The organism is Buchananella sp. 103232, from assembly GCF_058725725.1.
Window position 1 is genome coordinate 12,756 of the sequence record NZ_JBZXJM010000033.1, and the last position, 13,566, is coordinate 26,321.

Below are 13,566 nucleotides of genomic sequence, written 5' to 3' on the forward strand. Positions count from 1 at the left end.
CCCAAGCTCTTTCTGGCGCGCTGTCAGCTTGTATTTGGCATGGCTGCGCCCAAACCCGCACGAGACTGGGGTTTTGAACGCAGGCCCTCCGCCAGGGCGGGAGATCAGTCCACGGCTAGGCGAACCGAGTTCTCCACCCGGGTGGAAAGGGAGTTTTCACCCCCTGCCAGGTAGGCGTGCACGGGGCCGGAGAGCTGCATCAGGTAGGAAGCGGCATAGCCCTCCAGCGTCGACGCCGTGCTCAACAGCAGCACCCCTCCCTCACGGGCCGTCAGCGCCGAGGCCGCCAACGCGTCAGCGAAATGGTTGCCGTTGGCGATCACCACGCGGATGGCCCGATTGGGGGCGGCGGGGGAGGCAAACGCCTTTGCCACCCGGTAGGCCGTCTCGTAGCGCGACGCCCCCAGGAACCGCTTCGCCGGCTGCACAGAGGCCTGCTGCAGGGCCGTGTTGGCCTTGCCGCCCAGCACGTCCACCGCCCGGAACCGGGACTGCTCCCGCAGGAACGCGGCAGTGGCGGCGGGCAGGCTGGACCCATTGGTTAGCACCGTGATTGCCTGCGCATTGGCCGACGCTGCCCCCGCGGCCAGACCATCAGGGAAGTTGGTTCCATCCGTGACGAAGACTCGTTTCACGGCCGCGCCGTTCACGCTGATCGCGCGCTGGGCCACCCGCAGCGAGGTGTCCGTGCGGCTGGCGCCCGCGATGCGCTCAACGGTCATGCCGGAGTTCAGCACGGTGCGCTCCACCGCGAGCGGCACCGAGCCGTGCCCTCCCAGGATCACCACGTGGCGCACGCCCTGCCGGCGCATCGAGGCCACCACCTGGCTCTCCAGGCCGGAGGAACTCGCCGTCAGGTAGATCGGCGCGTCCAGCACCCGGGAGAGCCCGGCGGCGCTCAGCGCGTCGGCGTAGCTGTTACCCGTGGCCAGGATGGCGGTGCTGGCGGGGGCCTGGGCCTGAGCGACGGCGATGGCCGTGTCCACCCTGTTGTTGCCTGCCAGGCGCACCACCCGGCTCGTCACTGCGGGCGGCGTCGGGGTGGCCGGCGCGCTGGCGGTAGGGGTGGTGCTGGGGGTGGCCGGTGCGCCGGTGGGGGCCGGCGGTTTTGGCGAGGCGGTAGGGGCGGTGCTGGGGTTGGCCGGTGCGTCGGTGGGCGCCGGCGGTTTTGGCGAGGCGGACGGTGTGGCGGATGGCGTGGAGGGCGCCGAGGGAACGGACGGGTTAGAGGGCGACGTCGTAGGCGACACCGAAACCGAAGGCTGCGCGGAAGGCGTGGCCGGACCATTCGACGGCGTGGGCAATACAGGATTGCCGCCCGGGCCGGGCTCCACGCGGATGTCGAAATCCACCCACCACGACGAATAGGACAAGCGCACCCGGCCGCTACCCGGAGCCAAGCCCCGCACCTGGTCGGTGTTGTGCACCTCAAGCAGCTGAGGCGTCAAAGAGGTAAGCTCCCCGACCTCGTAACCCGGCCCCTGATTCAGGGCGCGCTTGAGCTTGATACTCTGGCCCACCTTCACCACGTTCGGGCCGGTCAGCTCCAGGCCAGGCTGCACGTCGATAGCGATGCGCTTGAAGATGTCCGTGCCCGGAACGGAATACTCGAACCAGACCTTGCCGGTGTTGTTCAGGTGGAAGGAACCCGTGTCGAGATCAATCGTCGCCTTACCGAAAGACTCCGGGGCAACCACGAACTTGCCCGGCACCACCTCGTTCAGGTTGGCCGAAGCCAAGCGCACCACCAGGGTGCCGGACAAGCCGGCGTTGCTGGCAGACCACGTCCACGAATAACGCTTGACCTGCTCAACCCGCACCTCCATGGAGGTGACCCTGCCGCTCGGGACGGCCGTGAAGATCACGCGCGCCTTGCCCGGGGTCAAGCCACGGTAGACGCCCGAAACCGGGTCGACCGCGATGATCTCCGGCGCGTCCGTGGAAAAACGGCCGGTCACCTGAGTCTCGGCGCCGTTCACGGTGGCGCTCACCACGGCAACGTCGTCCAGGCCGGGCAACAGGGCGCGCCGGCCGGCCAGCTTCAGCGTCGGCACGGTGCCGGCGGAAACCGTGATCGTCCGAGTGTGCACGCTGTCCGCACCCGCCGTGCGGAAGGTGATCACCGCAGACCCGGGCGCCTTGGCCCGCATCTCGCCCGTCTGCTGGTCCACCTGGACGACGTCAGGAGCCGACGAAGAGAACGTGCCCACCATGACCAGCTCGCGCTTGTTGAAGACCCCGGTAGGCAGCAGCGTTGCGGTGTCGCCCACGCCCAGCACACCCGGGTCAGAGAGCTTGACCGCAGTGCCCGAGGGCAGCGGGACGTCGAAGGAATAGCAGCCATCCCCGACCGGGGCCGGCGAGGTGTTGCCCTGCGCGCGCACGCTGTGGTTCGTGAAATGGGTCTGGTCGGTCAGCGAGAAGGCGTGGCGGACCTTAGTCGGGTTGAGCAGCGTATGCAGGTGACCGGTCGCGGTGTTGAAGCTGCCGTTGTGGCGAATCAGGTCCGCCAGCTCCGCCTCGAACTGGCTCATGCCCTGCGCGCTGGTCATGAACCCCTCCGCGCACGCGAGGTTCTCAGAACCCAAGCCCTGCCCGCCGCTCACCCCGAGAGCAAAGATGCTGTGCCCGGAGGGGCGGTCGTGGGTGATGCCGCTAATGCTCTGCTCTGCGGCGCGCTGGATGGAGATTCGCTCCGCGTCGTTGTCCCACTGGGGCTGGTTGGCGAACGCCTGGGCGGAAGTGATGCCATGCTCGGCAAGAACTGTGCGCAGCGGGCGGCCGTTGTAGGGCGGGTTGGCGGCCCACATCCTGGTGCGCATCGCGCGCATCTCATTCATCGCCTGCGCGCGGACCTGGTTCTGGACCAGCCGCACCGGCACGCGGGCGCGGGGGCCGGGGCCCAACTCCAGGCCCAGATCCACGTAAGTGGACTCCTGCAAGGAACACGTGGGGACGATCGCCCGATTGCACGGGTGAACGAACTCGTTGGGACCGAGCGGGTCGGGGGCTTGCGGTGCTTGTGGATCCGAGGGGGCCGGCTCATCCGGGGAGGGGGCTTGCGGCGGTAGGGAGGGGGCCGGCTCATTCGGGGAGCCGGAGCCGGGAAGTGGGTCTTGCGGGGGAAGCGCCGGAATCAGCAGGCTGCGCAGTTCGCCGTCCTCGTCCTCGTCCGCGCTCCCGGTGTCGGTCCAAAGGGGCGGGGAGGAAGTGGCGGGCTCCCCCGCCAGTGGGAGGGGGGACTCGGTAGCCAAGGAAGGACTGGCCAATGTCGCTGGCAGAATCAAGCCGATTGAGAGCGAAATGGGGGCCAGTAGGGACCGGCGAGGGCGGCGCATGATTACTCCTTTCGTGAGCGGCAGCCGTGCGCTAGTTAACCGGTAAAGCTGTCCGTTTACCGAGATTTCTCGGAATATGTGACAGATGTCTGACGACTGTGGCGCGTCTCGCGCAAATCGGGGCGCTTGCGGCGGCGTGTCGGTTGCCACGCGGTGATTTGCGCTATCTATCGCTGGGCGTGCGGGGGTGGGGTGGGGCGCGAGCGCCCCTGTCGGAGGGGGCGCTAGGTGGTGGCCGGGGCTCGTGGCGCGGGGTAAAGGGGCGTTTGGGGTCGGGTGCGGGTCGGGGACTGCCGGTGGCGGGTGGGGCGAGGTTCGGGGTTGAGGGTGCGGGGTGGGGTGGGACGGTGCGTCCGGTTGGGTGTGTTGGTGGGGCCGGCCTGCGTCCGCCGTGGCGGCGGGGCGGGCTTGGGTGTTTGGTGGCTGCGGCGGGAGGGACGTCGGCCATAGTGGCGGGCCGTGCTCTGGCGGGCGGCGTTACCGGTTGCGGTGAATGGTGTCGCGTGGCGAGCAGCGTGCGCGGGAAGGTGGCGTGGATTACTCCCCGGGGATTTGCCGGGATCGGCACCCCTCGTGTAACGTTCACATCCGGCGCTCGCAGCCGGGCTTATGTCGGGCCGGGAGAGTCAAAACCCTTGGGGTATGGTGTAATTGGCAGCACGACTGATTCTGGTTCAGTTAGTCTAGGTTCGAGTCCTGGTACCCCAGCTCGCGAGTTAAATCGCGCGGCTCGAAAGAGCCAAGTGGCCCCGTCGTCTAGCGGCCTAGGACACCGCCCTCTCAAGGCGGCGGCGCCGGTTCGAATCCGGTCGGGGCTACAAATCGAAGCGGCTCGGAGGTTTTCCTCCGGGCCGCTTTCACGTTCGGTAGCGGGCCTGTCCCGCCGTCTCCAACGGTAGGGGAAATGGGAATAGGCCGGGCGCTAAGGGCTGGGAGCGCGGCTGCCCGGCTTGGCCGGTAGAGGCCGCCCGGCCTTTTCACCCGTGGTGGCCGACGTTCCGCCCACCGTCGGGTTGTCGTGCCGGCGCTCTGGGTGGCCGACGTTCCACTCGCCGCCCGGTAACACGCCGATCCCCGTGGGGGCCGCCCGTGGTGGCCGACGTTCCGCCTGCCGTCGGGTTTTCGCGCCGGCGTTCTGGGTGGCCGACGTTCCACTCGCCGCCCGGTAACACGCCGATCCCCGTGGGGGCCGCCCGTGGTGGCCGACGTTCCGCCCACCGTCGGGTTGTCGTGCCGGCGTTCCTTGGTGGCCGCTGCGGGTTACCCCCGAGCGTACAAGCGTGCGGTCGGGGTACATCCGACCGCTTGGGGGCGTGGCACCGGTCGGTCGGATGTACCCCGTTGCAGCATTTGCGAGCTTGGGGGCTGGGGATGGGCATTGTGGTCGCGTTAGGAGGCGCTGGTGCTAGCGGTAGGTGCGGGTGTGCGCAAGCGATCGAGGGCTTAGCGCACCTCTCGTAGGGTTGGTGTACCTCTCGTGGGCTTAGTGAACCAGTCGTAGGCTTAGTGAACCAGTCGTAGGCTTACCCGGCCGGGTAACCCCTCAATCGGTGCACCAAAAGCTCAACAGCTGCACCAAGAGCTCAAGAGGTCGGGAAACCCTACAACCGTTTGCGCAACAGTGCTCGGCCCGGTCCTCGGGGTGGTCGGTTCAGCTCGCGAGGTGGTCGTTCCAGTCCGCCAGGAGCTCCGGTCCCCGGGGCGGGCCGGCGTGGTCCCCGGAGTGTGCCGGGCCGGGCGAGACTGACGGGATTCAGGGGCGACGCTGACGCCCGTCAGTAAGGTGCCCACACCAATGCTCCGGCTGCGGTGGGCGTGTCCTGAGCGGTGTGGCGGCGCCCGCCTCCGGGAGGCGGGCGCTGGAGTAGGTTGCGCAAACAGTTGCGTCTTTCTTGTACCTCTTGAGCCGTTCGTGCAGCGGATGCGTCTTTGTTGCAGCTCCTGAGCCCTTAGGACGTGTCGTAGCGCATCAAGAGGTCACATTAGGGCTCAGGAGGAGCCACAAAGGCTCAACTGGTCGGGCAAAGGCGCGATCGTTTGCGCAAGCCCGATGGCTGCGCCTCGCACGAGCAGCGAGCGCGTTACGCGAGTCTCCGCCCGCGTGGATTACCCGGCGCCCCGCATCCCCGCCGCCCCGCAACCCCGCCCCCACCCGCTGGGCCTGTGTGTCATTTCACGGGCGTTCGATTGGCGCTGGCCCCGTGCGGGTCGCTAATGTTTCACCTGTTCGCGCAAGCGAGTGGCCCCGTCGTCTAGCGGCCTAGGACACCGCCCTCTCAAGGCGGCGGCGCCGGTTCGAATCCGGTCGGGGCTACAAATTGAGGCGGCCCGGAGTTTTCTCCGGGCCGCTTTCGTCTCCGGGCCACTAACCCTGTTTCCGGCCAGCTCCCGTGGCGCGTGTGCAACACTTCGACTCATGCGGATTGTGCACATTAGCGACTGCTACACGCCCCGGTTGGGCGGCATCGAGACGCTGGTGCGGGAGCTAGCCACCGCCCAGCACGCGTCCGGACACGAGGTGACGGTGCTGACCGCGACTCCCGACCGCGATGGTGTGGCCGGCGCGCGCTGGCCCGATCCGTTCGAGGTGGTGCGCGTAACGTCGCCCCTGCCGAGGCGCTTTCCGGCGGCGGCGTTTGCGTTTCGGCGCTTGAGGGCGCAGCTGGGCGCTCTGCGGCCGGACGTCGTCCACGTGCACGCCGGCGTGATCAGCGTGTTTGCTTGGCCGGGCATCGAGGCCGCTCTTTGCTTGGGGATCCCCGTGCTGGTGACGTGGCACAGCACGGTGCCGATGCGGGTGGCCGGCGTGGCTGCTCGCTTGGGGTGGGTGCGTAGGTGGCAGGAGCGCGGCGCCGAGCTGACGGCGGTTTCCGGCCTGGCCGCTGGGCGGGTTGAGCTGTGCGGCGCGAAGTCTGTTGGCGTGCTGCCGAACGCGATCGATTTATCGGCCTGGATTGGGGCGAGTGAGGGGGACGACGTTGCCGCGCCGCCGCCCGGTGCTTCCGCCGGCGAGCGGGTGGTGACGGTGGTTAGCGCCGTGCGGATCGTGAAGGCGAAGCGTCCCGAGGTGATGGCTGCGGCTTTCCTGGAGGCGGCCAGGCGCGTGCCTGGCGCGCGGGCGCGGTTCATTCTCTGCGGCGACGGCCCCGAGCTGGGGGCGTTGCGTGCTCGGCTTGCCCGTCACGACGAGCGGGGGTTGATTGAGCTGCGTGGGCGGGTGGACCGCGGCGACCTGGCCGCGCTTTACCGCGACTGCGATGTCTACCTCACCGCCCGGTTGGACGAGGCCTTTGGTCTTTCTCCGTTGGAGGCGCGCGCTGCGGGCCTGGCGGTGGTGGGCCGCGCGGGCACCGGGATGGACGATTTCATCACGCATGGCGAGCACGGCCTGCTGGCCGGGAGCGACGCGGAGCTGGCGGATCACCTGGCCGCGCTCTTGGCGCGGCCGGAGCTTTTGGACAGGCTGAAGCGGAACAACCGGCAAAGCCCCATCCCGTATTCGCAGGATGAGGCTTTGCGGTGGGTCATGGACGCTTACGGGCGCGCCGTCGCGCGCCGGCGAAATCTCAGGTGGGCGTAGCGGCTAGGCGCGCCGATCAGTGCCCGGCCTGGACCAGTAGCTCTGAGAGCCGGTTGGCGGCGGCGGCCACCATCTCGCCGTAGATGCGCCCGGGCTGGCGGCCCATGCGCTCGATGGGTCCAGATATCGAGACGGCGGCGATGACGCGTCCGCCCTTGCCTCGCACTGGGGCGGAGACGGAGCAGACGCCGGCCTCGCGCTCCGAGACGGACTGGGCCCAGCCGCGCCGGCGCACCCCGGACAGGGTGGTGGCGGTGAACGATGCTCCCTTGAGTCCGGCGTGCAGGCGGTCGGGGTCCTCCCAGGCCAGCAGTACCTGGGCGCCGGAGCCGGCCAGCATGGACAGGGTGACACCCACGGGCACGGAGTCTCGCAGGCCGGAGGGGCGTTCCGCTGCGGCCACGCAGATGCGGTGGTCTCCCTGCCGGCGGTAGAGCTGTGCGGACTCGTCGGTGTGGTCGCGCAGCATGGCCAGGACGGGGCCGGCGCAGGCCAGGAGGCGATCCTCTCCAGCGGCTGCGGCAAGCTCCGCCAGGCGGGGACCCAGTACAAAGCGGCCGTGGGAGTCCCGCGACACTAGGCGGTGGTGTTCAAGTCCCACCGCGAGGCGGTGGGCGGTGGGTCGGGTGAGGTGGGTTGCTGCAACAAGCTGAGCTAGCGTGGCGGGGCCGCCCTCAAGGGCGTCCAGCAAGGCCACGGCCTTGTCCAGCACTCCGATTCCACTTGAAGAGTTCGTCTCGTCCATGAGATGATATTGCCATCTCAGTAACTGAGATGCAAGCAATCGGTGGAGTGAATTTCTATTCACGGACCTGTGGAGGTGTTCGGTGGGCAAGACGCTCGCAGAAAAGGTGTGGCAGCAACACGTGGTGCGCGCTGGTGCGCAGGGCCAGCCCGACCTGCTCTACATCGACCTGCACCTGGTTCACGAGGTCACCTCCCCGCAGGCTTTCGATGGCCTGCGCATGGAGGGGCGGCCGGTGCGCCGTCCCGACCTGACCATCGCTACGGAGGACCACAACACCCCGACGCAGAACATCGACCAGCCCATCGCTGACCCGATCTCCCGCTTGCAGATTGAGACGCTGCGGAAGAACTGCGCCGAGTTTGGCGTGCGCATCCACTCCCTGGGGGACGCGCAGCAGGGAATCGTGCACGTGGTGGGCCCCCAGCTTGGCCTGACCCAGCCCGGCATGACCGTGGTGTGCGGCGACTCCCACACCTCCACGCACGGTGCGTTCGGCGCCCTGGCGATGGGAATCGGCACCTCCGAGGTCGAGCACGTGCTAGCCACCCAGACGCTGCCCCTGAAGCGCTTTAAGACCATGAGCGTGACGGTCAACGGGTCCCTGCCGGAGGGCACCACGGCCAAGGACGTCATCCTTGCCGTGATCGCCAAGATCGGCACGGGTGGCGGTGCGGGCCACGTGATCGAGTACCGGGGGCAGGCCTTTGAGGAGATGACGATGGAGCAGCGGATGACCGTCTGCAACATGTCCATCGAGGCCGGTGCCCGCGCCGGCATGGTGGCCCCCGACGAGACCACCTTCGCCTACCTCAAGGGGCGCCCGCACGCCCCGCAGGGGGAGGACTGGGACGCCGCCGTGGCGGCGTGGCGCGAGCTGCGCACGGATGACGACGCCGTCTTCGACACCGAAGTGGTGCTCGAGGCCGCAAACATCACGCCCTTTGCGACCTGGGGAACCAACCCCGGGCAGGGCGTGCCGCTGCACCAGACGGTGCCGGACCCCGAGTCCTTCGAAGACGAGACGGACCGCGCCGCCGCCCGCCGCGCGCTGGAGTACATGGACCTGCGCCCGGGCATGCGGATGAAGGACATCAAGGTAGACACGGTCTTCCTGGGTTCCTGCACCAACGGCCGCTTGGAGGACCTGCGGGCCGCCGCCGCGATCCTGGACGGTAAGCGGATCAAGGAGGGGCTGCGCATGCTGGTAGTGCCCGGGTCGGCCAAGGTACGCCTGGCCGCAGAGGCTGAGGGCCTGGACAAGATCTTCATCAGGGCCGGAGCGGAGTGGCGCAACGCCGGCTGCTCGATGTGCCTGGGCATGAACCCGGACCAGCTCACGGCGGGGGAGCGCTGCGCCTCCACCTCCAACCGCAACTTCGAGGGACGTCAGGGCCCGGGCGGCCGCACCCACCTGGTCTCGCCCCCCGTTGCCGCCGCCACCGCCCTGCTGGGGCACCTGGCCGCCCCGTCCGACCTGCCCGCCTGAGCCCGAGGAGAATAAGAAATGGAAAAGTTCACCGTTCACACGGGCATCGGTGTGCCGCTGCGCCGCTCCAACGTGGACACCGACCAGATCATCCCGGCCGTGTTCCTGAAGCGCATTACCCGCACGGGGTTCGACGACGCCCTCTTTGCCGCCTGGCGCAAGGAGCCGGATTTCGTGCTGAACCAGGAGCCCTACCGGGCCGGTTCGGTGCTGGTGGCTGACACGGACTTCGGCACCGGTTCCTCGCGCGAGCACGCGGTGTGGGCGCTGCGCGACTACGGCTTCAAGGCGGTGCTGGCACCGCGCTTTGCGGACATCTTCCGCTCCAACGCCGGCAAGCAGGGCCTACTGGTGGCGCTGATCGACGAGGCCACCCGCGACGCCCTGTGGGCGTACATGGAGGCCAGTCCCGGTGCCGAGGTGACTGTGGACCTGGTGGAGCGACAGGTGCGCTTTGGTGACCAGGCCGCGCCCATCGAGGTGGACGACCACACGCGCGAGCGCTTGCTGGCGGGCGCAGACGACATCGCCATCACGCTGCAGAACGAAGCGGACATCTCCGCCTTCGAGGCCACCCGGCCCTCTTTCAAGCCCAAGACGCTGCCCGCCCGCTGGTAGGGCGTGGTGGGGGCGCCGAGTTTGAGCGGTGCGCCCGGGCTGTTGCCCGCCCGCTGGTAGGGGGTGGTGGGGGTGCCGCGTTTGAGCGGTGCGCCCGGGCTGTTGCTCGCCCGCTGGTAGGGGGTGGTGGGGGTGCCGCGTTTGAGCGGTGCGCCCGGGCTGTTGCCCGCCCGCTGGTAGGGGCTTCTTGCCCCACGCCTCAGTTAGTCGGCCACCCGGCCAGCTGGCCCAGCTAGCGGGCCGGGGTGGCGAAGCTGTCCAGCGCCGCCTGCACGGCGGCGGCGTAGACGTCGCCGCCCTCCTCGCTGGGGTGGATCAGGTCGTCCGCCAGCAGGTCGGTGCGTGCGGCGATCGCGGTGTCCCAGTCCGCGATACGGACGCGGTCCTTGTGGGCGGCGGCGAACTGGCGGGCCACCTGGTTGTTGGGCGCCATCCACTCCACCGTCTCCGGGCCGTAGGCGGTGACCAGCACCAGGCGGCGGCCGGGAGCCAGCGAGGCCAGGAACTCCTCCATCTCCTCCAGGGAAACCGGGCCGTTAGAGAGCAGGGAGACCACCACGAACGGGCGCTGCCCGTAGGTGGCGTCCAGCCCGGCCAGGATCTCCTGCGCGGAGAGGAAGTGGCGCGAGACCTCGGCGTCGATGGCGCTGTCCACCAGCTGCTCGGCCAGCGAGGGCGCGGAGGCCAAGGTGACGGAGTCTCCCACCACGGCGACGTCGGCCCCCTGCACCGGCACGGAGATCGGCGGCACCGGCGTGGGCGTCGGTTCGACGGGCGAGGGGGAGGGGGCCGGCTCGCTGGGCGCCTCGGGACTCGCGGAGGCGGGGGCGGCAGCGTCGTCGCTGGGAGAAGCGGACGCGGCGGCCGGCGGGGAGGCAGGTGCGGCTGGGGTGGCGGTGGCGAGCGCGCGCCTGCCCGCCTCGATGCTCGCCTGCGCCTGCGACATGGCGGGCTGGTGGGCCAGCGCCCACACGAACGCGCTGCACACGATCACAATGGCCAGGCCGGAGGCCAAGAACGCCTTGTGCGGCATGGTGAATAGCCGCCTGGCCGCGCCGCGCCAACCCGAGTTGCGCACCGGTTCCTCCACGTATTTGTAAGAAAGGGCCGCCAGGGCAACCGACGCCAGGCTGACTGCCAGTGCGCCCCAAAGCGAAGGCACCCTGCGGGCGGCGTAAAAAAGCAACACGTACAGCGGCCAGTGCCACAGGTAGATCCCGTAGGAGCGTTCGCCGATCCACGTCAACGCGCGCGCACCCACCACCTTTTGCAGCCAGCGGGCCGGGCCCGGGTGACTGGAGGCGGAAGGCAAAAGCGCCTGCACCACTCCAACGGAGAGAACGGAGGCCACCAGCAGGGCGCCCATGCCGCGCGTGTCCGCCACCAGCCACGCCAGACCAGGCACTCCCGCCAGCACGCCGGCGCTGAGCGCGACCAGCAGCACCACCGAGACCCAGCCGGCCACGCCGCGCCACGTGGCGCGCACGCTGGAAGTTCTGGCCGTAGAACTCAGCCCGGAGCGGTTGAGCAGCGCCAACGCCGCCCCCAGCATCAGGCCAAAGGAGTGCGTGTCGGTGCCGAAGTAGGCGCGCGACGCTGCCGCCCCGGCCGAAGTCAGTGCCACCCCGGCCCCAAACGAGGCCGCAGCTATCAGTACGCACAGGACCGCAGCCACCCTGCGGGCCTGCCAGTGAGCGGCCCACGGGAAGGCCCGAATGAGGCGGTCGGCCAGCCAGACGATGCCCAGCAGCAACAAAGGCCAGACCAGGTAGAACTGGGCCTCGATCGCCAGCGACCAGGTGTTCGTCAGCAGCAGCGGCTGGGTGTGGTCGTAGTAGGAACCCCCGGCAAAGATCTCCACCCAGTTGGAGACAAAGAAGAGCGAACCCAGGGTCTGGCGGCGCACCGCCAGCAGCGCATCGCCGCCCACCACGGCCGCCATGCCCACCACGGTCACCACCGCCAACACGAGCGCGGGCACCAATCGGCGCCAGCGCCGCAGGAAGAAGCCCCGCAGGTTGACCCGGCCGCTGCGCTGGGTCTCGGCCAGCAGTAGCGAGGTGATCAGGAAGCCGGACAGTACAAAGAACAGGTCCACCCCCAGGCGCCCCTGGGGAGCGAGCTTGGGGAAGAAGTGGTAGCCAAGCACAAAGACGATGGCCAGGGCCCGCAGGCCGTCCAGCGGCGCAAGGTGGCGCTTGCCGGGGCTTCGCGGCACACCTGCGGAGGTGGAGGGCTTGCCGTTTCGAGCAGCGCCAATCGGCTTAGCTTGCAATACCCTTCCCTCCGATAGACCAAGGGCGAGCCTAGCTCGAATGACCATGCCAGGCACCATCCAATGACTGACGTATGGATAACACCTCGCGGTTGCCCACGGCCCGCCGGTATGTGTGACGAGTGCGGGGGCAAGGGACGTAAACTCTTTTCGAGAACTTGCGGGAGGAGAGCCATGGCAGTCATGCGCGTTGAGGGCGGCAAGCCCCTGGTTGGCGAGATCTTTGTGCGCGGCGCAAAGAACCTCGTCTCCAAGGCCATGGTGGCGGCGCTCCTGGCTGAGAGCCCCTCCGTGCTGCGAAACGTGCCGCTGATCCGGGACGTGGACGTGGTCAGCGACCTGCTGCGCCTGCACGGGGTGGAGGTGGACTTCGACGAGGAAGCCGGCGTCCTGCGGATGGACCCGGGCCACGTCAAGGAAGCCGCCGTGGCCCAGGTGGGTGAACTGGTGGGCGCCTCCCGCATCCCGATCCTGTTCTGTGGCCCGCTGCTGCACCGGCTGGGCCGCGCCTTCATCCCCGACCTGGGTGGTTGCCGGATCGGGGACCGGCCGATCGACTTCCACCTGCGCATCCTGCGCGAGTTCGGTGCGGTGATCGACAAGGTGCCCGACGGCATCGAGATCTCCGCCCCCAACGGCCTGCGCGGCGCGATCATCGAGCTGGAGTACCCCTCCGTGGGGGCCACCGAGCAGATGCTGCTCACCGCCGTGCGCGCCCAGGGGCGCACCGTGCTGAAGAACGCGGCGGTGGAGCCGGAGATCATGGACCTGTGCGCGGTGCTGCAGAAGATGGGCGCCCGCATCTCCGTGGCCGCCGAGCGGGTCATCACCGTGGACGGCGTGGAGGAACTCAAGGGCTACCAGCACACCGCGCTCGCGGACCGCATCGAGGCGGCCTCCTGGGGCGCGGCAGCCCTGGCCACCGGCGGCGACATCATGGTGCGCGGCGCCACCCAGCCGGAGATGATGACCTACCTGAACGTGTTTCGGAACATCGGTGGCGCCTTCGACGTCACCGAGGAGGGCATTCGCTTCTCCCACCCGGGTGGCGACCTGCAGGCGGTGGCCATCGAGACCGACGTGCACCCCGGCTTCATGACCGACTGGCAGCAGCCCCTGGTGGTGGCGCTGACCCAGGCCAGCGGGCTGTCCATCATCCACGAGACGGTCTACGAAAACCGCTTCGGTTTCACCTCCGCGCTGGTGGACATGGGCGCCAAGATCCAGGTCTACCCCAACTGCCTGGGCCCGCTCACCTGCCGGTTCGGGGAGCGCTCCTTCCAGCACAGCGCCGTGGTCTCCGGCCCCACCCCGCTGCACGGCGCCGACATCGAGGTGCCCGACCTGCGCGGCGGCTTCAGCCACCTGATCGCGGCCCTGACCGCCTCCGGCACCTCCCGCGTGCACGGCATCGAGCTGATCAACCGCGGCTACGAGCATTTCAACGCCAAGCTGCGTGCCCTGGGCGCGCGCGCCACCATGGAGCGTTGAGTCAAACCAGTGAACAAATCGAGGCAGTCT

7 protein-coding genes and 3 tRNA genes are annotated in these 13,566 nt (G+C 69.0%); 7 read left to right on the forward strand and 3 right to left on the reverse strand.

Translation table 11 applies throughout. From position 1 onward, the window contains the following. Positions 1 to 104: 104 nt before the first annotated feature. Positions 105 to 3,254 carry a cell wall-binding repeat-containing protein gene (locus AC4PWQ_RS05200; RefSeq protein ID WP_492089983.1) on the reverse strand — a complete coding sequence of 1,050 codons (3,150 nt, stop codon included), beginning with the start codon at positions 3,252 to 3,254 and terminating at the stop codon, positions 105 to 107. A 720-nt stretch (positions 3,255 to 3,974) separates the two neighbouring features. On the opposite strand from AC4PWQ_RS05200, the gene AC4PWQ_RS05205 reads away from it, so the two are divergent. From AC4PWQ_RS05205 to AC4PWQ_RS05220, 4 genes are all read left to right on the forward strand, one after another. Next, positions 3,975 to 4,046: transfer RNA gene (locus tag AC4PWQ_RS05205), tRNA-Gln, on the forward strand. A 37-nt stretch (positions 4,047 to 4,083) separates the two neighbouring features. Next, positions 4,084 to 4,156, forward strand: a tRNA-Glu gene (locus AC4PWQ_RS05210). Positions 4,157 to 5,579: 1,423 nt separating this feature from the next. Beyond that, a tRNA-Glu gene (locus AC4PWQ_RS05215) sits at positions 5,580 to 5,652 on the forward strand. A 102-nt stretch (positions 5,653 to 5,754) separates the two neighbouring features. After that, positions 5,755 to 6,918, forward strand: coding sequence for a glycosyltransferase family 4 protein (locus AC4PWQ_RS05220; protein WP_371173926.1), 1,164 nt, complete (start codon positions 5,755 to 5,757; stop codon positions 6,916 to 6,918). A 16-nt stretch (positions 6,919 to 6,934) separates the two neighbouring features. On the opposite strand, the gene AC4PWQ_RS05225 is transcribed toward AC4PWQ_RS05220, so the two are convergent. Beyond that, the gene (locus AC4PWQ_RS05225) at positions 6,935 to 7,663 is read right to left on the reverse strand and encodes an IclR family transcriptional regulator (RefSeq protein ID WP_371152510.1); all 729 of its coding nucleotides are present in this window, start codon (positions 7,661 to 7,663) and stop codon (positions 6,935 to 6,937) included. A gap of 82 nt (positions 7,664 to 7,745) precedes the next feature. Between AC4PWQ_RS05225 and leuC the strand changes: the two genes are divergently transcribed. After that, complete coding sequence (leuC, locus tag AC4PWQ_RS05230; protein WP_371152509.1) at positions 7,746 to 9,152, forward strand: 3-isopropylmalate dehydratase large subunit; 1,407 nt, start codon at positions 7,746 to 7,748, stop codon at positions 9,150 to 9,152. Positions 9,153 to 9,170: 18 nt separating this feature from the next. Beyond that, a complete protein-coding gene (gene leuD, locus AC4PWQ_RS05235) occupies positions 9,171 to 9,770 on the forward strand; it encodes a 3-isopropylmalate dehydratase small subunit (RefSeq protein ID WP_371152508.1) in 600 nt (199 codons plus the stop codon). 232 nt (positions 9,771 to 10,002) lie between these two features. On the opposite strand, the gene AC4PWQ_RS05240 is transcribed toward leuD, so the two are convergent. Next, on the reverse strand, positions 10,003 to 12,045 hold the full coding sequence (locus tag AC4PWQ_RS05240; protein WP_371152507.1) for an acyltransferase family protein: 2,043 nt from the start codon (positions 12,043 to 12,045) through the stop codon (positions 10,003 to 10,005). 174 nt (positions 12,046 to 12,219) lie between these two features. Between AC4PWQ_RS05240 and murA the strand changes: the two genes are divergently transcribed. Further along, positions 12,220 to 13,536, forward strand: coding sequence for a UDP-N-acetylglucosamine 1-carboxyvinyltransferase (murA, locus tag AC4PWQ_RS05245; RefSeq protein WP_371152506.1), 1,317 nt, complete (start codon positions 12,220 to 12,222; stop codon positions 13,534 to 13,536). The last annotated feature ends 30 nt before the right edge of the window (positions 13,537 to 13,566 follow it).